22 protein-coding genes, 1 tRNA gene and 1 pseudogene are annotated in these 25,032 nt (G+C 70.8%); 10 read left to right on the plus strand and 14 right to left on the minus strand.

Going from position 1 to position 25,032, the window contains the following annotated elements; translation table 11 throughout:
- Positions 1–5: 5 nt before the first annotated feature.
- The 4 genes from DA075_RS31625 to DA075_RS31640 form a co-directional block, all read right to left on the minus strand.
- Positions 6–878 carry an MBL fold metallo-hydrolase gene (locus DA075_RS31625; protein WP_099957105.1) on the minus strand — a complete coding sequence of 291 codons (873 nt, stop codon included), beginning with the start codon at positions 876–878 and terminating at the stop codon, positions 6–8.
- Positions 879–1,136: 258 nt separating this feature from the next.
- Positions 1,137–4,325: an efflux RND transporter permease subunit gene (locus DA075_RS31630; RefSeq protein WP_099957106.1), complete on the minus strand. Its 3,189-nt coding sequence runs from the start codon at positions 4,323–4,325 to the stop codon at positions 1,137–1,139.
- 120 nt (positions 4,326–4,445) lie between these two features.
- A complete protein-coding gene (locus tag DA075_RS31635; RefSeq protein WP_099957107.1) occupies positions 4,446–5,579 on the minus strand; it encodes an efflux RND transporter periplasmic adaptor subunit in 1,134 nt (377 codons plus the stop codon).
- A gap of 172 nt (positions 5,580–5,751) precedes the next feature.
- Entirely contained in the window at positions 5,752–6,072 is a 321-nt protein-coding gene (locus DA075_RS31640) for a rhodanese-like domain-containing protein (RefSeq protein ID WP_099957108.1), read from the minus strand.
- Between the two features lie 278 nt (positions 6,073–6,350).
- Between DA075_RS31640 and DA075_RS31645 the strand changes: the two genes are divergently transcribed.
- Positions 6,351–7,643 carry a glycosyltransferase family 4 protein gene (locus DA075_RS31645; RefSeq protein WP_099957109.1) on the plus strand — a complete coding sequence of 431 codons (1,293 nt, stop codon included), beginning with the start codon at positions 6,351–6,353 and terminating at the stop codon, positions 7,641–7,643.
- 192 nt (positions 7,644–7,835) lie between these two features.
- Positions 7,836–9,278 (plus strand): allantoinase PuuE, encoded by a 1,443-nt coding sequence (gene puuE / locus DA075_RS31650; RefSeq protein ID WP_099957110.1) that lies wholly within the window; start codon positions 7,836–7,838, stop codon positions 9,276–9,278.
- Between the two features lie 116 nt (positions 9,279–9,394).
- Here the strand turns inward: puuE and DA075_RS31655 are convergent, their stop codons facing one another.
- From DA075_RS31655 to DA075_RS31665, 3 genes are all read right to left on the minus strand, one after another.
- A complete protein-coding gene (locus DA075_RS31655) occupies positions 9,395–10,372 on the minus strand; it encodes a glutathione S-transferase family protein (protein WP_099957111.1) in 978 nt (325 codons plus the stop codon).
- Between the two features lie 13 nt (positions 10,373–10,385).
- Positions 10,386–10,799, minus strand: coding sequence for a DUF2147 domain-containing protein (locus DA075_RS31660; protein ID WP_232389068.1), 414 nt, complete (start codon positions 10,797–10,799; stop codon positions 10,386–10,388).
- Positions 10,800–10,887: 88 nt separating this feature from the next.
- Entirely contained in the window at positions 10,888–12,045 is a 1,158-nt protein-coding gene (locus tag DA075_RS31665; RefSeq protein ID WP_099957112.1) for a zinc-binding dehydrogenase, read from the minus strand.
- 158 nt (positions 12,046–12,203) lie between these two features.
- On the opposite strand from DA075_RS31665, the gene DA075_RS31670 reads away from it, so the two are divergent.
- The 4 genes and pseudogenes from DA075_RS31670 to DA075_RS31685 all read left to right on the plus strand — a co-directional run bounded on the left by DA075_RS31670 (position 12,204) and on the right by DA075_RS31685 (position 15,716).
- The gene (locus DA075_RS31670; RefSeq protein ID WP_244936700.1) at positions 12,204–14,186 is read left to right on the plus strand and encodes an FUSC family protein; all 1,983 of its coding nucleotides are present in this window, start codon (positions 12,204–12,206) and stop codon (positions 14,184–14,186) included.
- Positions 14,187–14,189: 3 nt separating this feature from the next.
- Positions 14,190–14,384, plus strand: coding sequence for a DUF1656 domain-containing protein (locus DA075_RS31675; RefSeq protein WP_099957114.1), 195 nt, complete (start codon positions 14,190–14,192; stop codon positions 14,382–14,384).
- A gap of 10 nt (positions 14,385–14,394) precedes the next feature.
- A pseudogene (locus DA075_RS31680) lies at positions 14,395–15,267 on the plus strand (efflux RND transporter periplasmic adaptor subunit); the annotation flags it as partial.
- A gap of 362 nt (positions 15,268–15,629) precedes the next feature.
- Positions 15,630–15,716 (plus strand) — tRNA-Leu (locus tag DA075_RS31685).
- Between the two features lie 51 nt (positions 15,717–15,767).
- Here DA075_RS31685 and DA075_RS31690 read toward each other — a convergent pair.
- Positions 15,768–16,646, minus strand: coding sequence for a LysR family transcriptional regulator (locus DA075_RS31690; RefSeq protein ID WP_210207090.1), 879 nt, complete (start codon positions 16,644–16,646; stop codon positions 15,768–15,770).
- Positions 16,647–16,828: 182 nt separating this feature from the next.
- On the opposite strand from DA075_RS31690, the gene DA075_RS31695 reads away from it, so the two are divergent.
- Positions 16,829–18,370 (plus strand): MFS transporter, encoded by a 1,542-nt coding sequence (locus DA075_RS31695; protein ID WP_232389065.1) that lies wholly within the window; start codon positions 16,829–16,831, stop codon positions 18,368–18,370.
- A gap of 273 nt (positions 18,371–18,643) precedes the next feature.
- Here the strand turns inward: DA075_RS31695 and DA075_RS31700 are convergent, their stop codons facing one another.
- From DA075_RS31700 to DA075_RS31710, 3 genes are all read right to left on the minus strand, one after another.
- The gene (locus DA075_RS31700) at positions 18,644–18,916 is read right to left on the minus strand and encodes a Txe/YoeB family addiction module toxin (protein ID WP_099957117.1); all 273 of its coding nucleotides are present in this window, start codon (positions 18,914–18,916) and stop codon (positions 18,644–18,646) included.
- Entirely contained in the window at positions 18,913–19,194 is a 282-nt protein-coding gene (locus DA075_RS31705) for a type II toxin-antitoxin system Phd/YefM family antitoxin (protein WP_099957118.1), read from the minus strand. Before DA075_RS31705 ends, DA075_RS31700 begins: the two co-directional genes overlap by 4 nt.
- 164 nt (positions 19,195–19,358) lie before the next feature.
- The gene (locus tag DA075_RS31710) at positions 19,359–19,985 is read right to left on the minus strand and encodes an aminotransferase class I/II-fold pyridoxal phosphate-dependent enzyme (protein ID WP_099957119.1); all 627 of its coding nucleotides are present in this window, start codon (positions 19,983–19,985) and stop codon (positions 19,359–19,361) included.
- A gap of 41 nt (positions 19,986–20,026) precedes the next feature.
- Between DA075_RS31710 and DA075_RS36175 the strand changes: the two genes are divergently transcribed.
- A complete protein-coding gene (locus DA075_RS36175; protein WP_123834522.1) occupies positions 20,027–20,458 on the plus strand; it encodes a LysE family translocator in 432 nt (143 codons plus the stop codon).
- Here the strand turns inward: DA075_RS36175 and DA075_RS31720 are convergent.
- Positions 20,385–21,773, minus strand: coding sequence for an aminotransferase-like domain-containing protein (locus DA075_RS31720; protein WP_099957564.1), 1,389 nt, complete (start codon positions 21,771–21,773; stop codon positions 20,385–20,387). The genes DA075_RS36175 and DA075_RS31720 overlap by 74 nt on opposite strands.
- Positions 21,774–22,007: 234 nt before the next feature.
- Here DA075_RS31720 and DA075_RS31725 point away from each other — a divergent pair, with 234 nt between their 5' ends.
- Both DA075_RS31725 and DA075_RS31730 read left to right on the plus strand, forming a co-directional pair.
- Positions 22,008–22,868: a DMT family transporter gene (locus tag DA075_RS31725; protein ID WP_099957121.1), complete on the plus strand. Its 861-nt coding sequence runs from the start codon at positions 22,008–22,010 to the stop codon at positions 22,866–22,868.
- Between the two features lie 114 nt (positions 22,869–22,982).
- Positions 22,983–23,963: an extensin-like domain-containing protein gene (locus DA075_RS31730; protein WP_099957122.1), complete on the plus strand. Its 981-nt coding sequence runs from the start codon at positions 22,983–22,985 to the stop codon at positions 23,961–23,963.
- Positions 23,964–23,970: 7 nt separating this feature from the next.
- On the opposite strand, the gene DA075_RS31735 is transcribed toward DA075_RS31730, so the two are convergent.
- Together DA075_RS31735 and DA075_RS31740 are read right to left on the minus strand one after the other, a co-directional pair.
- Positions 23,971–24,399 carry a hypothetical protein gene (locus tag DA075_RS31735; protein WP_174800192.1) on the minus strand — a complete coding sequence of 143 codons (429 nt, stop codon included), beginning with the start codon at positions 24,397–24,399 and terminating at the stop codon, positions 23,971–23,973.
- Positions 24,400–24,554: 155 nt separating this feature from the next.
- On the minus strand, positions 24,555–24,914 hold the full coding sequence (locus DA075_RS31740) for a GCG_CRPN prefix-to-repeats domain-containing protein (protein WP_099957123.1): 360 nt from the start codon (positions 24,912–24,914) through the stop codon (positions 24,555–24,557).
- Positions 24,915–25,032 lie beyond the last annotated feature (118 nt).

Genomic DNA, 25,032 nt, shown 5'->3' on the forward strand with positions numbered 1-25,032 from the left:
CCTCGTCAGGGGGCGGATTGCAGCCCGGCGACCGGCACCGGATAGGCGTGCGGCCGTCCGGCCAGCATCGTGTCGATGAGCGCTAGCACCTCTTCCCGCCCGACATTCGCCGCCTGCTCAAACGGCGTCCAGGTCTGGTGGAACGCGAGGGCGGCGAAGACCGCGCGGTAGCGGGCGAGTTCCGCATGGGTCAGCGGCACGCCGCGGACGAAGGCCTTGTGGGCCGAGATCGTCAGCGCCTCGCGCGGGTTCTCCGGAGTCAGCTCGAACTTCAGCGCGTCGCCGCAGAACACGATGCCGCGGGCGCGGTCGTGCAGCACGGCGTGGCCGTCGAAATGGCCGGCGGTGCGGTGGAGGGTGAGTCCCGGCAGGGGTTCCAGGACATCGTCGTAGGGCCAGGAGACCTGAAGCGCCGCGGTCCAGGTGAAGTCGGCCGCCGGCAGGCACAGTTCCGGATCGAAGCGGTCCTGGAGCTGGGGCAGCGCGCCGTAACTGTGCGGATGCGAGGCCGAGATGACTTTCATGCCCCCCAAGGACTCGATGTGGTCGAGCGCGGCCTCGCTGAAGACCGGGCAGCCCTCGAAGCCCATATTGCCGTCGGGCGTGACGATCAGGTAGGCGCTCGGCCCGATGCCGGTGACCGGCTCGTTCCAGAACTTCCACACCCCCGTCTCGACCTCCTCCCAGTGGCAGGGGAACGAGGCTTGCGCCTCCTCGACGGTGCGGAAGCGCCAGCCGTCCTGCGGCACGACGTGGCGGGCATCGAGGCAAAGGGGACAGCTCGGCGGGGCCGCGAAGTGCCGTTGCCAGAAGCCGCAATTGTCGCAGATGAAGCTCGGAAGCTTGAGGGCGCCCGCGAAGGGCAGGTAACCGGGCACGGGAGACCTATCGGGGCAGCCTGGAGGGTAAACTCTGAGATAGGGCGCGCGTCCCAGACCGGCGACGGTGTGGAGACGTCACCGTCGGAACACCCCCGGCAGGCGCCGGCGCGGAGCGCGGGGCCGGCGCCGAGAACGCGGCGCCGGCGCTCGATGAAGACTTGCTGCGAGCCGGGCGGATCGTTGCGGCGAAGGCACAGCGCCCCCGGACGGTCCCGTCCGGGGCGCTGCGTCGGGCCGGGGGATTGGACGCGCAGGCTACCGCGCCGGCTCCGGCTCGCCGTGATGGTCGTCGACCCCGCGCCAGCGGTTGATCCGGATCAGGATATTGCGGATCACCACGTAGAAGACCGGGGTCAGGAACAGGCCGAAGATCGTCGCCCCGAGCATCCCGAACAGCACCGCCGTGCCGAGGGCCTGGCGCATCTCGGCGCCCGGGCCGGTGGCGAAGGCGAGCGGCACCACGCCGAGGATGAACGCGAAGGCGGTCATCAGGATCGGCCGCAGGCGCAGGCGGCAGGCCTCGACGGCGGCCGCGACCGGCCCGCGGCGCTCGCTCTCCTCGATCTGGTGGGCGAACTCGACGATCAGGATCGCGTTCTTGGCCGCCAGGCCGATGAGCACGATGAGGCCGATCTGGGTCAGGATGTTGTTGTCCTGGGCCCGGAACTGCACGCCGGCCAGCGCCGCGAGCACGCCGGTCGGCACCACGAGCAGGATCGAGAGCGGCAGCGCCCAGGATTCGTACTGCGCGGCGAGGACGAGGAAGACCAGCAGCACGCCGAGCGCGAAGACGTAGATCGCCGTGTTGCCGACCGCCTTCTCCTGGAACGCGATCTCGGTCCACTCGAAGCTCATGCCGTCGGGCAGCGTCTGGCGGGCGAGCTTCTCCATCGCGTCGAGGGACTGGCCCGAGGACACGCCCGGCCGCGAATCGCCCTGCACCGGGATCGAGTAGTACAGGTTGTAGCGCTGGACGATCTGCGGACCGGAGATGTCGCGGATGCTGGCCAGCGTCCCCATCGGCACCAGCGCGCCGGTCGAGGAGCGCACCTTGAGCCGCTCGATGTCCTCCTTCTCCATGCGGTACTTGGCGTCGGCCTGGGCCCGGACCTGGTAGATGCGCCCGAAGGTGTTGAAGTCGTTGACGTAGGCGCCGCCGAGATTGACCTGGAGGGTCGAGAACACGTTGGCGAGCGGCACGTTCAGCATCCGCGCCACCGTGCGGTCGATGTCGAGATAGATCTGCGGCGTATCGTTGCCGAAGGTGGTGAAGACGCGGGTCAGCGCCGGGTCGCGGTTGGCCGCGCCGATGAGGTCGCCGGAGACCTGGAGCAGGCGGGCGATGTCCGAGCCCTCGCGGCTCTGCACCATCATCTTGAAGCCGCCGGCATTGCCGAGGCCCCGCACCGGCGGCGGCGGGATCGCGATGATCCGGGCCTCCTGCATCGGCGCGGTCTTGGCGAGCACGTCCTGCAGGATCTTGCCCGCCGTGCGGCCCTTCGCCAGGCGCTCGGCGAAGGGCTTGAGCGGCAGGAACATCACCGCGCCGTTGGTGGTGTTGGTGAAGGTCGCGCCGTCGAAGCCCGCGATGACGACGGTGTTGCCGACGCCGTCGATGTCGAGGGAGCGGCGCGACACCTCTTGTACCACCGCCGTGGTGCGCTCGAGCGCGGAGCCCGGCGGCAGCTGCACCACGACGAGGAGGTAGCCCTGGTCCTGGAGCGGGATGAAGCCGGTCGGCGTGGTGCGGACGAGGTGCAGCACGCCGTAGATCACGCCAGCATAGAGCAGCAGCATGGCGAGCAGCGGCACCAGCCGCCCGGTGAGGAAGCGGATCGTCGCCGCGTAGGCGTTCGCCGTCGCGTCGAAGGCGCGGTTGAAGGTGTTGGCCGCCCAGGTGCCGAAGCGGGCCACGAAGAAGCGCGGCCGGTGGTGCTCGGAATGGGGCTTCAGCAGCAGCTTGCAGAGCGCCGGCGACAGCGTCAGCGAGTTGAACATCGAGATGATGGTCGAAGCCGCGATGGTGAGCGCGAACTGCCGGTAGAACTGGCCGGAGATGCCCGGGATGAAGGCGGTCGGGATGAACACCGCCGACAGCACGAGGGCGATCGCGACGACGGCGCCGCCGACCTCGTCCATGGTCTTGTGGGCCGCCTCGCCGGGCGAGAGCCCCTCGGCCATGTTGCGCTCGACGTTCTCCACCACCACGATCGCGTCGTCGACCACGATGCCGATGGCGAGCACGAGGCCGAACAGCGTCAGGTTGTTGAGCGAGAAGCCGAGCAGCGCCATCACCGCGAAGGTGCCGACGAGCGACACCGGGATCGCGATGATCGGGATGATCGCGGTGCGCCAGCTCTGCAGGAAGACCAGGATCACCACCACGACGAGGACGATCGCCTCGCCCAGCGTCTTGTAGACCTCGTGCACCGACTCGGCGATGAACTCGGTCGGGTTATAGGCGATCTTGTATTCGAGGCCGGGCGGGAAGTCCTTGGCCAGGGTCTTCATCAGCGCCTGGACCTGCTCGGCCGCCTGGAGGGCGTTGGTGCCGGGACGCTGGAACACGCCGATGCCGATGGCCGGCTGGCCGTTGAGGAACGACTTCGTCGTGTAGTCCTTCTGGCCGAGCTCGACCCGGGCAATGTCGGAGATCCGGACCAGGCGCCCCTCCGAGGCCTTGACGATCACCTTGCGGAACTCGCTCGGGTCCTGGAACCGGCCCTGCGTCTGCACGGTGAGCTGGAACGCCTGGTCGGCGGGGGCCGGCGGCGCGCCGAGCGCGCCGGACGCGACCTGGACGTTCTGCTCCTGCAGCGCGTTGATCACGTCGGTGGTCGAGAGCTGGTAGGAGGCGAGCTTGTTCGGGTCGATCCACAGCCGCAGCGCGTATTCCGAGCCGCCGAACACCGTGATGTCGCCGACGCCGTTGAGGCGCAACAGCGGATCGCGCAGGCGCAGGTAGATGTAGTTGGCCAGGTAATTCTGGTCGAAGGTGCCGTCGGGCGACAGCACGTGCACGACCATCATCAGGTCGGGCGAGGACTTGCGGACCGTGACGCCGAGGTTGCGCACGTCGCCGGGCAGGCGCGGCTGGGCGACCGAGAGCCGGTTCTGGACCAGCACGTTGGCGATGTCGAGGTTGGTGCCGAGCGCGAAGGTGACGGTCAGCTGCATGTTGCCGTCGTTGGTCGACAGCGACGACATGTACAGCATGTTGTCGACGCCGTTGATCTCCTGCTCGATCGGCGTCGCGATGGTGGCCGCCACCGTCTCGGCATTGGCGCCCGGGTAGGAGGCGCGCACCACCACGGTCGGCGGCACGATCTCGGGGTACTGCGAGACCGGCAGCGAGATGTACGAGACGTAGCCGATGATCAGGATGACGATCGAGGTCACCGAGGCGAAGATCGGCCGGTCGACGAAGAAATGGGCAAAACGCATCGGTGGGCCTCTCGCGCCCGTCTGCCGGGCGGCGCCCCGCGGCGGGGGCTGTGGCCCCCGCAGTGAGGGCCTGTGGCGTCCTGATGGGAGCGCCGCCCGAAGGCGGCGCGTCGCGGGCTGTTACTGGCGGACCGGCGGCAGTTCCTTGACCTCGGGCGTGACCTTGGCGCCCGGGCGCACCCGGGTGAGGCCGGTGATCACGATGGTCTCGTCGCCCTTGAGGCCGTCGCGCACCACCCGGTAGCCGTCGATCTTCGGGCCGGGGCGGATGTTGCGCGGCTGGACCACGTTGTCCGGGCCGACGACGTAGACGAGGCGCTTGTCCTGGTTGGCGCCGATCGCGTCGTCGGGGATCAGCACGCCGCGATAGGGCTTCGAGGCCGGCATGCTGACGATGCCGAACAGGCCGGGCTTGATGAACCGGTCCGGGTTCTCGACCGTGGCGCGCAACAGCACCGTGCCGGTCGCCTCGTCGACCCGGTTGTCGACGAAGTTGAGCACGCCCTTGCGGGTCGGCTTGTCCTCGCCGGTCAGCGCCACCAGGATCGGCACCGTGTGCTCGTTCTGGGTCGCCCCCATGCCGATGCGCAGCGTTCCCTGATAGGCCAGGAACGAGCGCTCATCGACCGTGAACGAGAAGTAGATCGGGTCGAGGGAGACGATCGTGGTCAGCATCGTCTGGTCGGTGATGACGATGTTGCCCTCGGTGACGTTGCGCTGCGAGATTCGCCCGTCGATCGGCGAGCGCACCTCGGTGAAGTCGTAGTTGAGCTGGGCCTGGCGCAGGGCCGCGGTGGCGCTGTCGACATCGGCCTGGGCCGTCAGGGAGTTCTGCCGGCGCTGGTCGGTGACCTGCTCGGAAATGTTGCCGGACCGGCTCAGCGTCTGGGCGCGCTCGAGATCGGTCTGGGTGAAGTTCAGCCGGGCCTGGGCCGAGGCCAGGGCCGCCGTGGCCTGGTCGAGGGCGGCCTTGTAGGGCCGCCGGTCGATGGTGAAGAGCAGGTCGCCCTTCTTCACCACGGCGCCGTCCTGGAAGTGGATCTTTTGGAGGTAGCCGGTGACCCGGGCCCGCACCTCGACATACTCGATCGCGTTGAAGCGGCCGGTGAAGTCGTCGTGCTCCACCACTTCCTTGACCACGGGCTTGGCGACCGTGACCGCCGGGGGCGGCCCGCCGGGCGCCTGGGCCCGCGCCGGGACACCGGCCATCAGCAGGAGCGCCGGGATCACCGCCGCCAGCCTCAGCCTGCGCATACTCGTTCTCCCGTTCATCTCGTGCATGCGGCCCGTCGGGAGCGCGGAGCGAGGACCTGAGGGCGCATCCGCGTCGAGGGCCTGGGCCCGACCGGGAACCGCGCCGCCGAGCGGAGCGGCCCCCCGGGGCCTCAAGGATGGCGAACCGCCCGCGGGCGGGATGGTCTTTCAGCTATTCCACGGTCTCGCCGGCATTGGCCCAGTCCTTGAACCCGCCGGCATAATGCTCGGCCAGGGGGAGGCCCTGGCTCTGGAGGTATTGCAGCGCCCGCGCGGAGCGCACGCCGGCGGCGCAGGACAGGACCGGCCGACGGCCATCCGCGGCGATCAAAGCCTGCAGCCGCTCGACGTCGAAGCTCGAGAGCGGGAAGGACACCGAGCCCGGGATGTGGCCCGCTTCGAACTCGTTGGGCTCGCGCACGTCGATCAGCAGGACGGATCCGTCCGCCAGGCCGCTCTTCACCGCATCCCGATCCCAATCGACGATCGCCATTGTCTCACCCGAACGTCGACCCAGCGCCGACCCGCAACAGTAAACGGCGCGCCCGACACTTGTCACCGCGACGCGACGGAGCGGTGACGAATGCGATAAATCATCATCGCTCAGCGTTGCAAGAGCGACCAAGTGCGACCACCCACGGGCTGGGTCCCGTCTTGTGCGCTGCCGCACAAGCTGGATTCGGCTTGCAGCCCGTCACTGTGTAGGAACGCCGGTGACTGCGTCCCCATTGGTGGGACCTGACCGTCCCAGGCTCCATCGTTCAAGGCTTCATGCGCCCGCATCCCGTCGCCCTCGACCTCACCCGCCTCGTCACCCGCCTGCGTCACGCGAGCCCGACCGGGATCGACCGCGTCGATCTGGCCTATGCCCGGCACCTCCTGGCCCAGCCCGGCCCGCGCTTCGGCATCGTCTCGACGCCGTTCGGCCCGAAGGTGCTCGACCGGGCCCAGATGGCGGGTCTCGTCGCGGTGGCCTTGGCGGCCTGGACCGAGGAGGTCACGGCCGGCGACGACCCCGTCTACCGCGACCTCGCGGGCCGGCTCGGCCTGCCGCTGCCCGAGGCGGGCACGCTCTCCGCGAAGCGGGACGAGGCGCGCGAGCGGCGCAAGCGACAGGTCCGGGCCTGGATCGACGCGGTGCGGGCGCCGGGCCCGGAGCGCGTGCCGATGAACGCGCTCTACCTCCACACCTCGCACCTGCGCCTCGACAAGCCGGCGCGGTTCGACTGGCTGTACGACCGGCCCGACATCCGGCCGGTCTTCTTCATCCACGACCTGATCCCGATCGAGTATCCCGAATACGGCCGCGCCGGCGAGGACGCGCGGCACTGGGTGCGGATGGAGACGGTGGCCCGCCACGCGCAAGGCATCGTGGTGAACTCGGCCGATGTCGGGCGTCGCTTCGCCACCCACCTCGCCGGCCTCGGGCGCCGCGTGCCGCCGGTCACGGTCGGGCCTCTCGGGATCGAGGCGGCCTTCCATGCTGCGTCATCGGGCACGCCTCTGGCGCTACCAGCCCGGCCGTTCTTCCTGGTCTGCGGCACGATCGAGCCGCGCAAGAACCTCATCAGCCTCTTGACCGCCTGGCGCGAGCTCGCGCAGCGGCACGGAGACGTGACCCCGCGCCTCGTCGTCGTCGGCCGCCGGGGCTGGGAGAGCGAGAACGTGGTCGACCTCCTGGAACGCTGCCCGGCGGTGCGGCGGCACGTCGTCGAGGCCGCGGGCCTCTCGACCGCCGGGCTGGTGCGGCTGATGGGCCACGCCACCGCGCTCCTGATGCCCTCCTTCGCCGAGGGCTACGGCCTGCCGGTGCTGGAGGCCGCCGCCACCGGCCTGCCGGTCGTCGCCTCCGACATCCCGGTCCACCGCGAGATCGCCGGCGGCTTCGCGGAGTTCCTGCATCCGCTCGACGGATTGGGCTGGATGCGGGTGGCGGAGGCGCTGGCGGCGCCGGGCTCGCCCTTGCGCGCCGCGATGAGGGAGCGCCTCGCGGGCTACCGGGCGCCGACCTGGGCGGACCATTTCGCCCGGGTCGACCCGGCGCTGGCGGCCTTGGCGGGGTGAGGCCGCAGACGGGAGATCGGAGGGCAGTTTTGCGCCCGGGCTGCCGCACGGCTAAGGTTGCGGAACGATTTCCACGCGGCCCCCAGCCTCGCCGCGGACGAGAAGGCCCGCTTCCCCTCTCCCACACGGGAGTAGGGAATCCCGCGCGAACTCGTCCGAGGCGGAGGTGATGGCCCTCACCGGACCGCGCCCATGACCGACACCCCCTACCCCCGCGACCTCGTCGGCTACGGCCGCACCCCGCCCCACGCGCAGTGGCCGGGCGGCGCCCGCATCGCGGTGCAGTTCGTCATCAACTACGAGGAGGGCGGCGAGAACTGCCTCCTGCACGGCGACCGGGCCTCGGAGGCCTTCCTGTCGGAGATCGTCGGCGCGCAGGCCTGGCCGGGCCAGCGCCACATGAGCATGGAATCGATCTACGAGTACGGCTCGCGGGTCGGCTTCTGGCGGCTGCACAAGCTGTTCACCGGGCGCAAGCTGCCGGTGACGGTCTACGGCGTGGCGACGGCCCTCCAGCGCAACCCGGACGCCGTGGCCGCGATGCGTGAGGCGGGCTGGGAGATCGCCTGCCACGGCCTCAAATGGATCGACTACCGCGACTTCTCCTACGAGGAGGAGAAGGCCCATATGAGCGAGGCGGTCCGGATCCACACCGAGGTGACGGGCGAGCGCCCGCTCGGCTGGTACACGGGGCGCACATCGGAAAATACCCTGCGGCTGGTGATGGAGGAGGGCGGCTTCCTCTACTCGGCGGATTCCTACGCCGACGACCTGCCCTACTGGGTCGAGGGACCCCGGGCGCCACAGCTCGTCGTGCCCTACACGCTGGATGCGAACGACATGCGGTTCGCGACGCCGCAGGGCTTCAATTCCGGCGACCAGTTCTTCGCCTATCTGCGCGATTCCTTCGACGTGCTCTACGCCGAAGGGGCCGAGACGCCCCGGATGCTGTCGGTCGGCCTGCATTGCCGCCTCGTCGGCCGCCCCGGGCGCGTCGCGGCGCTGGCCCGCTTCCTCGACCACGTGGCGGCGCATGAGGACGTGTGGGTGACGCGGCGCATCGACATCGCCCGGCACTGGGCGAGGACGCAGGCGCCCGCCGGCCTGACCCCGAGCCGGATGGGTCGTGCCCTGTTCGTGGAGACGTTCGGCGACGTGTTCGAGCATTCGCCGTGGGTGGCCGACGGCGCCCACGCGGCAGGGCTCTCCGGGATGCAGGACAATGCCGACGGGCTCCATGCCGCCATGGTCGAGGTGATGCGGGCGGCCGAGCCGGAGCGGCAGCTGGCCCTCATCCGCGCCCATCCCGACCTCGCCGGCCGGGTGGCGTCGGCCGACCTCGCGCCCGAATCCCGCGCCGAGCAGGCTTCGGCTGGGCTCGACGCCCTCGACCAGGAGGGCCGTGCCCGCTTCCTCGACCTCAACGAGCGCTACCGCGCCCGCCACGGCTTCCCGTTCGTGATGGCGGTGCGGGGCAAGAGCCCGGACGAGATCCTGTCCCAGCTCGCCGAGCGCCTCGACCATCCGCCCGAGGAGGAGCGGGCCCGGGCGCTCGCCGAGATCGAGACCATCGCGCTGCTGCGGCTGCGGCAGAGGCTGCCGTCGCTGCCGGATGTATCGACGGCGACGGCGTAATTGCCTCTCGCGAGGCCCGGATTCCTTCGTCGTCCCGGGTTCTCGCCTTCGGCGAGCCCCGGGACGACCCTGTGGGGGGAAGGCTCGCGTGGCCCTGAAGGGGTGACGCCGTCAGCTCAACTTCCGAACCTTTCCGCCCGCCCATGCGGCGCGTCGTAATCCAGCACCGGCCCGAGCGGCACGATGCCGGTCGGGTTGATGGTCGGGTGGCTCTCGTAATAGTGCCGCTTGATATGAGTGAGGTTCACCGTCGGGGCGATCCCGGGAATCTGGTAGAGGTCGCGCAAGTAGGGCGCGAGGTTCGGGTAATCGGCGATCCGGCGCAGGTTGCACTTGAAGTGCCCGACATAGACCGGATCGAACCGCACCAGCGTGGTGAACAGCCGGATGTCGGCCTCGGTCAGGCGATCGCCCATCAGGTAGCGGCCCCGGTCGAGGCGGGCGTCGAGGGCGTCGAGTTCGTCGAAGAGTGCCGTCACCGCCTCCTCGTAGGCCGCCTGCGCGGTCGCGAAGCCGGCCTTGTAGACGCCGTTATTGACCCGGTCGTAGACCCGGGCGTTGAGCGCGTCGATCTCGGGCCGCAGATCCTCCGGGTAGAGGTCAGGGCCGCGGCCACCGAACGCGCCGTCGAGCATCCGGATGATCTCGGCCGATTCGTTCGAGACGATCGTGCCGCGCTGCTTGTCCCACAGGACCGGTACGGTGACCCGGCCGGTGTAATGCGGGTCGGCCTTGAGGTAGACCTCGTAGAGCCGGGTCGCGCCGTTGACCGTGTCCGGCCCGGCGCCCGGGCTGTCGCCGAACACCCAGCCCTCGGCGCCCATATGCGGATCGACCGCCGCGACCGAGATCGCGTCTTCCAGTCCCTTGAGGGCCCGCACGATCAGGGTGCGGTGCGCCCACGGGCAGGCGAGGGAGACGTAGAGATGGTAGCGCCCCGGCTCAGCCGTGAAGCCGCCCTCCCCGCTCGGGCCGGCCGCGCCGTCCGGCGTGACCCAGTTCCGGAAGGCCGCATCCTTGCGCACGAAGCGCCCGCCGGTCTCCTTCGTGTCGTACCATCGGTCGTGCCAGACGCCGTCGACCAGAAGCCCCATCACGCCCTCCGCCCTAATCCACCCGCGTCCACATCTGCTTCTTGCAGATCAGCCCGCCGAGCACGCAGCCCGACAGTTCCAGCACGTTCGGCCCCTTCATGGCGAGCTTGCCCGAATAGGTCCGGCCATCGCGAAAATTGTAGAGCGAGCCCTCCCAGCCCTCGCCGGCCGGGCGCATGTCGCGGGTGAGGGCCACGCCGACGAGGCTGCGGGTGCGCAAGCCGGCGTCGGGATTGTGGACGTCCCTGGTCTCGCCGGCCAGCACCTTGGCGATCGTGCCGCAATAGCCGGCGCCGCAGCGGCTGATGCGGATCTGCGAATCGCCCGCGGGGGTGAGCCACGTACCGGCAGGCTGGGGACCCGCCTGCGCGAAGGCCGCGGCCGGGGCGCAGGCGAGGAACAGGGCGGCGAGACGGACGGGACGCAACGGCGCGGGCTCCGACGACGTGAATCGAAGCCCCGACCTAGCGCCTTCGCGCCCGTCCCGCCATGCGGTCAGGCGCTCATCGATGGTGTCACGCGACGAGTTCCGGGAACGGCACGATGGTGGATTTGACCGTCTTCATCGCCATCGCGTCCTTCACCGCCTGCGACACGCCCTCCTGCGTGAACGGATAGACCGTCTGCATCTCGAGCCACGGATACTTGTCCCGGGCGCGGTAGAGCATGTCGACGCCGAGCGGCAGGTCGTTGCCGGTGAAGGCCCAGGAGCCGAGCACGTTCAGGTCCTTGGAGCAGATCCGGTGCCACGAGGTCTCGATCTTCCCCGCATCCGTGAACTGGCCCATCTCCACGTAGGTGCCGCCGTCGCGCAGGAACTCGATGCCCTCCGGCCCGGCGGTCGGGTGGCCGGAGCAATCCATCACCAGGTCGGCGCCGAAGCCGCCGACGATCTCGCGCACCGCGGCGATGCGGGCCTCCGGCGTCGTGACCTTGGTGATGTCGACCGTCGCCTCGGCGCCGAACTTGCGCGCGAGCGCGAGGCGCGGCTCCTCCGGCGCGCCGACGCAGATCACCCGGCCGGCCCCCATCTCCTGCGCCGCCGCCACCGCCAGGATGCCGATGGGGCCGGAGCCCTGGATGACGACCGTGTCGCCCCACTTGAACCCGCCGGCCCGCGTCGCCCGGTTGAAGGCGCGGATGCAGGAGGTCAGCGGCTCGGACAGGGCGCCGAGGCGTAAGGACATGTCGTCGGGCAATTTGTAGACCTTGGTGCCGGGCAGCATCTCCAGGTCGACATAGACGTATTCGGCCCAGCCCCCCCACAGGTGCGGCGCCTTGTCGAAGCCGAGATAGCGCCCGTAATAGACCGGGGTGAGGCACTTGTTGGCCTGCTCCGGATAGTGGACGCAGTAATAGCAGTGCCCGCAGGGCATCAGCGGCGGGATCATCACCTTCGATCCGACCCGGAGCGGCTTCTCCATGAAGTCGGCGGTGAACTCGTCACCCTTCTCGACGATGACGCCGCCGATCTCGTGACCGAGGGTGAACGGCCACGGCAGGGGCTTCGGCCAGTGGCCCTTGAGGATATGCTGATCGGTGCCGCAGACGCCGCAGGCGCCGACCTTGATCAGCGCCGCCTTGCGCGGAACCTTCGGCCAGGGCACCGATTGGATGACGGGTTCCGCCCCGGGGCCCGCGAACGTCGCGACGCGGATCTCTGGCTTGCTCATCGGCGCTTCCTCGTCTGGCTGTTCTGGCACGGCGCGCGGCCGCGGGCCGGGTCTGGGCCCGGCCGCCCCCACCCTAGCAGCGTATTCGGATTGTGCATCCCGATCGGGCACGATCGATGTCCGGGGCGTGACAGGAACCGGGGCGTGATATGGCCGAGGTGACGACGGAACGCCGCGGCTGGATCGATGCCGTCCTCGACCGGCTCGAGCCGCCGCCGCTCTCCGCCTGGGCTTATGCCCTGCGGATCTGGCTTGCCATGATGCTGGCGCTCGCTGCCGGGTTCTGGCTCCAGCTCGAGAGCGCCTCCTCGGCCGCCGTCACGGTCGCGATCCTCGCCCAGCCCCGGCGCGGCCAGGCCCTGTCGAAGGCGGCCTACCGGTTCCTCGGCACGCTGGTCGGCTTCGCGGTCGCGATCGTCTTCGCCGCCCTGTTCGCGCAGGACCGGGTCGAGATGCTGGTCGCCTTCGCGACCTGGATGGGCCTCTGCGTCTTCGTCGCCAACTATCTCCAGGGCACCAAGGCCTACGGCGCCATGCTGTCGGGCTACACGGTGGCGATCATCGCGATCAACAATATCGACGCGCCGCAATCGGTGTTCACCACCGGCATCGAGCGCGTCGCCGCCATCACCCTCGGCATCGTCTCGATCACCTTCATCAACGATGCGCTCGGCGCTCCCTCCATCTTCCCCGACCTCAGCGCCGGCCTGGCCAAGGGCCGTGACGCGGTGCGCGACGTCGTCCGGAAGGCGATCCGGGACGGCGATCCGGGCCCGGAGGCCGCCGCCGACGCGATGCGCCTCGTGGCCGCGCCGCGCGACGCGATCGGGGTGGTCGCGACCGAGTTCCACGACGGCGAGAACCGGGCCGCGGGGGCGAGGAGCGCGGTGGCGGCCCTGTTCGCCTCGGTGGCGGCGGCCCGCTCCTTCGCGCTGGCGGTGACGCGCTCCGGCGATCCCGAAGACCTGCGGACCAGGGTGCTCGCGGGCCTCGACGGCGACCGGGACGCCCTGCCCGACCTGATGGCCCGCCTCGACGCGCTGGCGGCGAGCGGCGAGGCGCATCCCGATTCCGTGCTGCGGCACCGCCGCGCCATCGACCTCCTGCGCCAGGACCGGCTGGCGGAGGACGGGATCGAGGCGCTGGAGACCGGCCGCGCGCCGATGCGCGACATGCGCCTGCCGGTGCATCGCGACTTCCCGGACGCTCTGCGCAACGCCACCCGGGTCGTCATCACGATCGCGATCAGCGCGGCCCTCTTCGTGCTGAGCGGCTGGCCGGCGACCTCCTCGGCCCTGCTCCAGGTCTCGGCCTTCGCGGCGCTCGCCTCGATCAACCCGAACCCGATCGGCTTCGCCACCGGCGCCCTGTGGGGCATGCCGCTGGCCGCGGCCTGCGCCGGTGTGGTCGAGTTCATCGTCCTCGATGGCGGCCAGGGCTTTCCGCTGCTGGCCATCGCGATGGCGCCGGTGATCGTCACCGCCTGCCTGCTCAGCCTGCGGCCGGGGACCGCGAGCCTCGGCTTCATCCTGCTGGTGTTCTTCCCGGTCGTGCTGTCGCCGGCCAACCCGCAGCCCTACAACCCGGAATCCTACATCAACGCGTCCGTGCTGTTCTGCGTGTCCGGGCTGATCCTGTTCCTGGTGATCCGGATCGTGCTGCCGACCACCAACGCCCAGCGCCGGCGCTGGTCGCTTCAGGCCGCCCGGGCCGACGTGATCGAGGCTCTGTCGGGCGAGCCGCAGGAGGCCGACGAGCGCGTCAACCTCGATGCCGACCGCCTGGTGCAGTTCGCCGGCTGGACCTGCGCCGCGGGCGCCGTCCGCCGCGCCACCTTGCGACACGCCTTCGCGCTCGCCGCCCTCGACACGGCCGCCGCCGGAGCGCAGGCGGGCCTCAACCAGCTCGCCGGCGTGCCGGCCTATGACGGGGCGGTGCTTGAGGTCCGCACGGCCCTGCGACGGGCCGAGGCGGAGCCGTTGCGCGAGGCCTGTGCCGCCCTCCTCGCCGCCGCCCGCACGGCGCCGGCCGAATCGCGCCGCACCGCCACGCGGGTTGTGGCCGATCTCGCCGCCGCGTCCTATGTCGTCGAGGGGCAGGGCCGGGTGCTGCGCCGCCTCGACCTGTGGGGAACCCGGTAGGCCATGTTTCACGACCTGACGATCGGCGGGGTGCTGGTCTCCCCCTTCGTCGTCTACGCGGCCGCCGCCCTGGCGATCCTGCTCTGCTTACGGCCGCTCCTGCGCCTGGTGCGCTTCGAGCGCGTCTTCGCGAACCCGCCGCTCGCCGAGGCGGGACTCTATGTCTGCATCCTGGCGCTTCTGATCGTGCTGGTGTGAGGAGGGAAACGTGGCGGTCAAGCGGACGACCCGGGGCCGGCGCCTGCTGCGGATCCTGGCCACCCTCGTGGTGCTGGCGCTCGCCGCCGCCGCCGCCCTGATCGTCTGGCAGTATTACGTCACAGCGCCCTGGACCCGGGACGGCCGGGTGCGGGTGCAGGTGGCGAGCGTCGCCCCCCAGGTCTCGGGCCAGATCGTCGAATTGCGCGTCGTCGACAACCAGCTCGTGCGGAAGGGCGACGTGCTCTACGTGATCGATCCGTTCGACTTCAAGATCGCGCTCGACTCCGCCAAGGCCGACGTCGAGAACCGGGCCGCCGACCTCCAGGTCAAGCGCGCCCAGGCCGCGCGGCGCGAGGCGCTGACGACGGTCTCGACCTCGATCGAGGAGAAGCAGCAATTCGCCGGCACCGCCAAGCAGGCGGAGGCCGCCTTCGCGCAAGCGCAGGCCCAGGCCGCCCAGGCCGAGATCAACCTGAAGCGCACGGAGGTGCGGAGCCCCGTCAACGGCTACGTCACCAACCTGCTCCTGCGGGTCGGCGACTACGCCACCGCCGGCACCCGCAACATCTCGGTCATCGACGCCGATTCGTACTGGATCGACGGCTATTTCGAGGAGACCAAGATGGATCACATCCGGGTCGGCGACCCGGCGACCGCGGCCCTGATGGGCTATGCCGCGCCGATCCGCGGGCGGGTCGACAGCATCACCCGCGGCATCAGCACCCCGAACGCGGCGGCGAGCACGCAGGGTCTGCCCAGCGTCGATCCGGTCTATACCTGGGTCCGCCTCGCCCAGCGGGTGCCGGTCCGCATCCGCATCGAGCAGGTGCCGCCCGATCTCGCCCTCGTCGCCGGCATGACCGCGACGGTCTCGGTCGGCGCCTATGCGGAGCCCGGCGACCGCCTGCGCGACGTTTTCAGCGCCTTCGTCGGCCGCCTCAGCCCGAAGCGGCCGGAGGATCCCGCCGTCTCCCCGGCCGGCGTCACCACCACGGTCAAGGGCTCGCACGACGTCTCGACCTTGCCGGCGCCCGACCCGAAGGCGGGTCCGAGCGCCGACCAGATCGCACCGGGCATCGCGCCGGGCATCAACGAGGCGCCGGAGACGGCCAAGGACGCTTCGCCCAGCAAGGACACTCCGTCCAGCGAGCCGCGCGGCGCACATCGCCAGGGCAATGGCCGCACCGCACGGGATTGACACGCTCCCGCTTCGCACGGCACAGGAGAGGGGCTTCACCGCGCGCGGGCGTGGCGGAATTGGTAGACGCAGCGGACTCAAAATCCGCCGTCCTCACGGATATGTCGGTTCGAGTCCGACCGCCCGCACCACCCCCCCTTACATTCTGATCCCTCGATCGGCCCCGGGTGACACCGTCGGCGTCAGGCCGGCTGCGTCAGGCAGGTTCCGCCCGCCGGCTTGCGGTGCTCGCGGAACGCCGCCGTGATGGTGCGCAAGGTCGCCTTCGTCCTCGCATCGGACAAAGACGAGTGCAGGACGATCTCGTGGGAGGGCAAGGGCGGCAGGCCGAGCTGATCGCCGACCTCGATGGAATCCGCCGGTGCGAGCCGGCACGGAAACGCCGCCACCGCGAGCCCCGCCGAGATGGCCGCGGCGTTGGCCGCGGTGCCGCCGACGAACACCTCGATCCAGGGAATGCCGGCGCGATCGAGCAGGCGCGTCGCCGCGTCGCGCACCGCGCAGCAGGGCGAGAGCGTGGCGAGCGGCAACGGCTCGCCCGCGCGCAGCGCGAAGTCCGGCGCGGCGAACCAGCCGAAATGCTCCGGCCCGAGGACCTCGCCTTCGCGCCGGTCGTCGTCGCTGCGGACGATCACGGCGTCGAGGGCTCCGGCATCGAAGGAGGCCATCAGCGCCCAGGACGTGTCGAGCAGGACCTCGATCGTGAGGGCCGGGTCGAGGCTCTTCAGGCGCGCGAGCAGGGTCGGCACCTCCGTTCCCATCACGTGGATGGCGATGCCGAGCCGGAAGCGGCGGCGCGCCACCGTCAGCCCGGCGACGGCCCGCTCATGCGACGCCAGGAACTCCCGCGCCGGCGCGATGAAGGTCTCGCCCTGCGCCGACAGCCGCACCTGCCGGGGCGTCCGCTCGATGAGCCGGTGGCCGAGCCGGTCCTCCAGCCGCTTCAGCTTCACGCTGACCGCCCCCTGCGTCGTGCCGAGCGCCTCGGCCGCGCGGGTGAAGCTCCTGTGCTCCGCCACCAGCACGAAGGCCCGGACCGCATCGACATCCAAGGTCAGCATGGCCGCCATCCATCATGATCCGTTGTCACTGATATAGCGTGCCATCGCGTTGTGTCATGGCCGAGCCCGGGACACGGTGCGGCGCCGTCACCCGCGCTGCCGCAACGTGCCCCTTTCGCGATGCAGGACCATCGCGAAAGGCGCGCGCGCCTCCCGCCGCGGCAGCCCGCAAGGAGCCGTCCATGTCCCCCCCTCGCATGTCCACCCCTCGACCGCCGCGCAACGTCCTCGCCCTCGCGGCCGTATGCCTGTCCGCCTTGATGCTGGGGCTGGAGATCTCCAGCATCCCGGCGATCCTGCCGACCCTGGAGCAGGTTCTCCCGGCCGATTTCCGGCAGCTGCAATGGATCATGAACGCCTACACCATCGCCATGACGACCTGGCTGATGGCGATGGGCGCCCTGGCCGACCGCTTCGGCCGCAAGCGCGTCTTCCTCGCCGGCATCGCGGTGTTCGGCATGGCCTCCCTGATCTGCGGACTCGCCACCAGCGCATCGTTGCTCATCGCTGCCCGCTTCCTCCAGGGCAGCAGCGGCGCGGCAATGCTGGCCTGCCAGGTCGCCGTCCTCTCCCATCAGTTTCGCGACGGCCCGGATCGCGGCCGGGCCTTCGGCTGGTGGGGCATCGTCTTCGGCATCGGCCTCGGCTTCGGCCCGCTCATCGGCGGCGTCATCGTCGCGCTGTCGACCTGGCAGTGGGTCTTCCTCGTCCACGCCATCCTGGCCGTCATCGCGATGCTGCTCGCCCGGGCCGGCGTGGAGGAATCCTGCGACCCTCACGCGGTGCGGATCGACCTTGCCGGCATGGTCACGCTGTCGGTGGCGGTCTTCTGCCTCGTCTCCCTCATCACGAGGGGCGAGGCCCTCTCGCCCGAGGATCCGGCCGGCCTCGCCACGGCCGCCCTCGGCGCGCTGAGCTTCGCCACGTTCGTCGCCGTCGAGACCCGGACGGCCCGGCCGATGTTCGATTTTCGCGCCTTCCGCATCCGCCGCTTCTCGGGTGCGCTCCTCGGCGCGAGCGGCATGAATTTCAGCTTCTGGCCGTTCGTGATCTACCTGCCGATCCACTTCCAGGCGGTGCTCGGGCTCGACAGCGTCGGGGCCGGCCTCGCGCTCCTGGCCTATACGCTGCCGACCCTGTTCGTGCCGCCCGTCGCCGAGGCGCTGCTGCGGCGCCACGGTCCGCATCGGGTCATCCCGCTCGGCCTCTTCACCATCGGGCTCGGCTTCGTGCTGATGCGCGCCGCCTCGGCCGTCGATCCGGCGAGCTGGGCCGCGATGCTGCCCGGCTGCCTCCTCGCCGGAACCGGCCTCGGCCTCACCAACACGCCCGTCACCAACACCGCGACCGCCGCGGTCCCGGCTGAGCGGGCCGGCATGGCCTCGGGCATGGACATGAGCGCCCGGATGATCTCGCTCGCGATCAACATCGCGCTGATGGGCTTCATCCTGGTGCAGGGCATCCGCGCCAGCCTCGCGCGCCAGCTGCCGCAGGAAGAGGCCGGGCTTCTCGACCGGCTGGCCGAGGCGATCGCCGCCGGCCATCTCGCGGCCGGGGTGCCGGGCGGGGTCGAGCTGGGCGCCGCGGCGGCACGCGAGGCGCTGCGGCACGGCTTCGGCTGGGTGATGCTCTACGCGGCCATCTGCGCCTGGGCCCTGGCGGCGCTCAGCCTCTCCGTGTTCGGTCAGAGGACCAGCCTGGTCGAGGCCGAGGGGCGCCCCTGAGGGGATGGCGTGAGGGGCGCGTCCCCGAACCCGCCGCCGGCATGGGCTGGCACCAGTTCCGGCGGATCTCTTGCCGAAATGGCCTTGCCCGCCTCGGCTACGGCGGGCGCGGGACGGCAAGAGGCTTCAAGCTCCCGTTCGCCGTCTCGCTGACCGGGGAACAGTCGCCTAGAATCGGGGTCGGCGGTGCCGGCCAAGCATGACGGCGGCAAGCTGGCCTGCGGTCTGGAGTCGAGGGCGTGCCGCCGCTCCGTTATGCGCAGGCTTGCGAGATCAGTCGTCGTAGTGCCACCGGCACTGCGCGATCTCAAGTGTCTGGGCCGCGCCGGAACCGCTCACGCGATAGACAAGCCTGTGCTCTCCCGAGATCCGGCGCGACCACCACCCCTCGAGCTTGAACTTCAAAGGCTTGGGCTCGCCTGTTCCCGTGAAGGGAGTACGTTTGACCTCTTTGATGAGATCGTTGATCCGGTGCAGCGTGGCTTCGCTCTCGCTTTGCCAGAACAGGTACTCGTTCCAGGCTTCGTCCGAGAAAGTGAGCCTCATCCCTCGGCTGTGTCCTTGGACTGATCGGGTTCGATCGGCGAGCGTTCAACCCCTCGGCCTGCGTCGAGCTGTTCGATCGACCGCATCAGGCGCCGCGCCTTGGCGGGGGTACCGAGGAGGTGAAGGGTTTCCCGCAAGCTCTCCAACTCGGCGAGCGGAAGCAGAACCAGGGGCTCATGGCCCTGGCGGGTGACCACCAGTTCCTCCCGGTCGCGCTCGACCCGGTCGAAATGCGTTGCGATGCTCTGGCGAAATTCCGTCAGTCTGACATGCGTCAAGGCACCCTGCGTCTGTACGCAAAAGCGTACGCATTGGAGAGAGGATCGTGCGCCAAGGGGGATCCGTCGCTTGCCGTTAGACGCAGGTCTCCCGCGTCGGGGGCCCGCGCCCATGGTCATCGGAACGATGATCCGATGGGGCGTGGCGATCGTGACCGGCTCCCTCATCGCATCACCGGCGGCAGCTCCTGCCCGATGCCGGACAAGAGGGTGAGCGCCCGGGTCAGGTCGCGGAGGGCCGGTCCACCGAGGCAGAGACGGATGCCGCTGTCATCATCGTCCGGATCGGTCATCACCGCCCGAGGCGGCGTCACGGCGATGCCGAGACCGGCGGCCGCGGCAGTGAACCGCTCGGCCGCCTGGCGCGGCAACGGCAGCCAGGCATGATAGGCGGTCGGGCGGCAGATCAGGGGCCGGTTGCGCAGCAGAGCGGTCGCGAGGTCGGCGCGCCGCGCGGCCTCCGCCGTCAGCTCCGCACGCACCGCATCGATCGTCCCGTTCGCCAGCCAATCCTCGATGACGGCGCATGACAGGGGCGACGGGGCGAAGGGCAGGGCTTGCAGGGCGAAGGACGCCGACCGCACCATGTCGGGCGGGACGACGAGCACGCCGACACGCAAGCCCGGGCTCACCGTCTTGGACAGGCTGCCGACCCAGAGGCACCGGTCCGGCGCGAGCGTGACCAGCGGCGGCTCCTCCCCGGCGCCGGCCTGATAGACGCCGTCCTCGACGATGTGCACGTCATGCGCCCGGCAGACCTCCACGATGGCCCGCCGGCGCGCGGCACTCATCCCTGCGGGGCGCGGAGGATGACCGTGCGGCGCCGCGGCCCATGAGCTTCGTCGCGGCCGCCGCCTTTCAGTGGGTGAACCCGAAGGCCTGGATCATGGCACTCGGGGCGATCACGACGTACCTGCCGCAGCAGGCCGGCCTCCCGGCCGTCTGCATCCTTGCGGTGATGCTCGCGGTCGTGAACGCACCCTGCGTCGGCGCCTGGGCGGCGTTCGGCGTCGGGCTGCGCCGCGTCCTCACGGCGCCGTCCCAACTCCGTGCCTTCAACGTCACCATGGCGGCGCTGCTGGTCCTGTCTCTCTCTCCTACCCTCACGCAAGGAACCGGCCGGCCCTCCTCCGTCCTCGTCCTTCATCGTGGCCACCAGAGCCCGGATTCCGACATCCCGGTCGCCGACGTCACGCCGCCGGCGCCGCCAGGGCGCGCTCCAGCACCGGCAGCACCCGTGCGTCCCCCATCTGCGCCACGTTGAATCGCATGCGGTGCCCGGCCGTGCGCGAGACGCTGAACACGTCGCCGGGGGCGAGCACCACGCCCTCGCGCAGGGCGGCCCGGGCCACGTCCGCGGCGTTGCGCCCGTCGGGCAGGCTGCACCAGAGATAGAACCCGCCCCGCGGCATCAGCCAGGGCCGGATGCCGAGGGGGGCCAGCCGTTCGACGGCCTCGCGCCGCGCCCGGTCGAGGCGCCGGCGCAATCCGTCGAGGTGCTTGCGGTACTGGCCGTCGCCGAGCACGCCCGCGACCATTTCCGCCGCGACCGGGCTGACCCCGCCGAAGCTCGTCGCCACCTGGAGGTCGATCAGCGCCTCGATCCACTCCGCCTTCGCCACGACGTAGCCGCAGCGGATCGAGGCCGAGAGGGTCTTGGAGAAGCTGCCGATCCGGATCACCCGCGCCAGCCCGTCGAGGGCGGCGAGACGCGGCGACGGCTCCGGCTCGAAGGCCGCGAAGATGTCGTCTTCCACGATGGTGACGTCGTGGGCGGCAGCCCCGTTGAGCAGCCGGTGGGCGACCGCCGGCGAGAGCGTGGCCCCGGTCGGGTTGTGGAGCGCCGAATTGGTGACGTAGAGACGCGGCCGGTGCGCGGCGGCGGCCTCGGCGAAGCGCTCCGGGTCCGGCCCCGCCTCGGTATAGGGCACGCCGACCACGTTGGCCCCGTGGGCGCGCAGCAGCGCCTGGAAGTTGAAGTAGCACGGATCGTCGACCAGCACCGTGTCGCCCGGCCGCACCAGCAGGCGGCAGATCAGGTCGATCGCCTGCGTGCCCGAGCCGGTGAGCAGGACCTGGTCGGGACCGACCGCGAGCCCCTCGCCGGCGCATTGCCGTGCCAGCAGCCGGCGCAAGGGCAGCGGCCCCCGCGTGGCGCCGTAATCGGTGAGCACCGCATCCTCGGCCCGGGCGAGGCCGCGGGCGGCGCGGCGGAGCGCCGTCACGGGCATCCAGGCCGGCGGCAGCCAGCCGCAGCCGGGCTTCGGGATCCCGGGTTCGCCGTCGAGGGATTGCCGCGACACCCAGAGCGGGTCCACCGCCCGGTCGGGCCGCGGGACGGTCTCGGCGAGCGTCAGCGGCGCCGCCGCCGCGGCGTAGAAGCCGGCGCCGGGCCGCGAGCGCACCGCGCCCTCGGCCGCCAGGCGCTCATAGGCCTCGACCACGGTCGAGGGGGAGACGCCCATGGCGGCGGCGAGCCCGCGGATCGACGGCAGCTTCTCGCCCGGCGCCAGCCCCCGCGCCGCGATCCGCCCCCGGATCGCCGCCATCACCGCCGCCGTGCGGCCGCCTTCCGCCATCGCCCCGCCCCCGACAGTGTGGCCGACGTGACCCATACAGTTCGGCGCGACTGTATGGGACTGTACCTTCGCGAGGTAGCCGCCCGACGATAATTCCTTCGCCGGATGGCGAGCTGTTCGGGACGGAACGAGGCGCAGGTCTCCCCTCTCCAGGCGATCCCGGGCAAGCCTGGGATCGCCTGGAGAGGGGATCCCGCGCCAGATCCCGTCCAGACGCGACAAGAGACTGGAACCATGCAGCGGTCGGCGGATGGGTGGGGCAGCGGGCTCCTCGGGGTGGTGATCTTCAGCGGTTCGCTGCCGGCGACGCGGGTGGCGGTGGGGGGCTTCTCGCCGCTCTTCCTCACCTCGGCCCGGGCGGTGATCGCGGCCGCCCTCGGGGCGGCCCTGCTGTGGGGATTGCGTCAGGCCCGGCCGGCCCGGTCCGACCTCGTCTCGCTCGCCATCGTGGCGTTCGGGGTGGTGCTGGGCTTCCCGCTCCTGACCGCGCTGGCGCTCCAGCACGTCACCTCGGCCCACTCGATCGTGTTCATCGGCCTCCTGCCGCTCGCCACCGCGGTTTTCGGGGTGCTGCGCGGGGGCGAACGGCCGCGGCCGGCCTTCTGGCTGTTCTCCCTCCTCGGCAGCGGCGCGGTGGCGGGCTTCGCGCTCGTCCAGAGCGGCGCGGGCTCGCTGGCCGGCGACCTCCTGATGCTCGCCGCGATCCTGATCTGCGGGCTCGGCTACGCGGAAGGGGCGGCCCTGTCGCGCCGGCTCGGGGGCTGGCAGGTGATCTCCTGGGCCCTGGTGCTCGCCCTGCCGGCGATGCTGGTCCTGGCGCTCGCGACCCGTCCGGCGGGCGTCGCGGAGGTCGGCGGTCCGGCCTGGCTCGGCCTCGCCTACGTCTCGGTGTTCAGCATGCTGGTCGGCTTCGTGTTCTGGTATCGCGGCCTGGCGCGGGGCGGCATCGCGGGCGTGGGCCAGCTGCAACTGCTCCAGCCCTTCCTCGGCCTTGCGCTGGCGGGCCTGCTGCTCGGCGAGCCGGTCGCCCCGTCGATGATCGCCGTGACCGGGCTGGTGGTGCTGTGCGTCGCGGGGGCCAAACGGTTCGCGTGAGCGAACGGTCCCGTTCGAGAAGCGCTGCGCGTGCGCGATTCGCCCCATCCCGGGGCAAGTGCTGACGGCAACGGTTGACGCCGTGTTTACGGCATCGCGCGCATCGTACGCATCATGCGTCGTGGCATCGTAGCGTTCTCAGCCTTCACGCTCTTCGGCCTGGGGCTTACCGGATGCGCGCTCAACCGGTTTGAGCAGCGCGAACCCTGGCGGAATCAGGCCGAAGAGGTCTGCCTCGCCCAGAAACTCGTTCGTCCGAGCGAGGACATCCAGCCGATCAAGGAGATCGACGGGCCGGGCGTGTGCGGGATGGTGCATCCGTTCCGGGTGACCCGGCTCGCCGGCGGCACGGTGGCGCTCAAGCAGCGGATGACGCTGGCCTGCCCGATCATTCCGGAGGTCGAGGCCTGGCTCGCCGGCACGGTGCAGCCGGCGGCGGAGGTGTATTTCGGCCAGCCGGTGGTCGAGATCAATTCCGGCTCGTATTCCTGCCGCGGCCGCAACAACCAAGTCGGCGCCAAGCTCTCCGAACACTCGTTCGGCAACGCCGTCGACGTGATGTCCTTCCGCTTCGCCGACGGCTACGTGGTGACGGTGAAGGGCGGCTGGCGCGGCACCGAGGCCGAGCAGGGCTTCTTGCGGGAAGTCTTCCTCGGCGCCTGCAACCACTTCACGACGGTGCTGGCCCCGGGGTCGAACGTCTACCACTACGACCACCTGCATCTCGACCTGGCGCGGCACGATCCAAGGGGCCTGCGCCGGATCTGCAAGCCGCTGATCAAGTACGAATCGCGGCTGCCGCCGCCTGGCACGCCGCTCTCGCCGATCCGCAGGAAGCCGCCGGCCTGGCAGCCCGCCCCCGATCCGGCGCCGATCGACGTCGAGGAGGACGACCCCTACGGCCTGTCGCCGATGAGCGCCCGGGAGGCCGGCACGAAGGTCGCCCGCGCGCCAGCACCCCGCCCGGCACCGGCCCAGGCCTACGCCCCGCCGCACGTTCCCGCGCCGCGGCCGGTCCTCGCCGCCGAGCCCCGCGCCCTGCCGGAGCCGCTGCCGCTCGGAAGCCCGACCTGGTCGTCCGGCCCGATCTACTGAGGATCGGTCACGCCGGCGCACCGCCGAGATCCGCCACCACCGCGCGGCGCGCCGCCGCATCCTCGGCCAGGCGATGGACGTGCATTTCGGTCGCGCCGCGGGCACGGGCCCGGGTGAGCCAGCCGCGGGCGAGCCGCTCGCGCGGGCTCTCGCCGGCGGCGGCCACGGCGACCAGCTCGGCGGTGCCGTCGCCGCCGCGGCGCACCGCGATCACCACCGCCTCCCCGACCTCCGCCGGATCGTCGTCGAGGGTGTGGATCCCCACCACGTAGCGGCGGCCGGAGCGGCCGCGCCAGGCACTCAGCGGCAGCGCCGGGGTGCCGCGCAGGCTCGTGGCCGTTCTCAGGCGCTCCTCACGCACGTCCATTCTCCTCGCGCGGTCGTTCTGGATGTCCCGCATCGCCACCGACCAGGACAGGGCTCGCTTGTTCGCCATTTGTTCCAGCCTAGTTCCGATTCCGGACGTCCGTCAAGCGCGAACGATCGGACTCACACAGATCTGGAGAGAAGGTGCGCGGGGTTCAAGGCCTGACCGATCGAGAGCCCGATGAAGCGGCGCGGCGGCCCGGAATCCGGCCGCCGCACGCTCATTCACCAGCGGTGATGCCAGCCGTGGTGGCCCCATCCCCCGCCCCAGCCGACGCGGTGCCAGCCGCCGCCATAGCCGTAGCCCCACGGGCGATGCCAGCCGACCGGGCGATAGCCGTAGCCCCAGGGCCGGTGCCAGCCGGCGCGACGCCAGCCATAGCCCCAGCGCGGGCCGACGACGACTCTCCGGTAGCCGACGACCGGGGCGTAGTAGATCCGCGGTCCGAGATTCGGACGGCACCAGCCGCGCCAGTTCTGGTGGAACCCCGGGCCGCACCCGTCACGCGCTTCCGCGGTCGTTCCCGTGCCGACGACGGCGCCGACGGAGAGGATCGCGGCGCCAGCAATCATGCTCCAACGCATCATGGACTCCTGTAGAGTGAGGTCCATGAAATGCACGAGACGGCGATATCGTTTCCAGGTTACGAAGAGTTCATGTTCAGCCGCGCGCGACCGCGTACGGCTGTGCTTGGACTACGTT

It is taken from the genome of Methylobacterium currus (genome assembly GCF_003058325.1).
GTDB classification, from domain to species: Bacteria; Pseudomonadota; Alphaproteobacteria; order Rhizobiales; family Beijerinckiaceae; genus Methylobacterium; species Methylobacterium currus.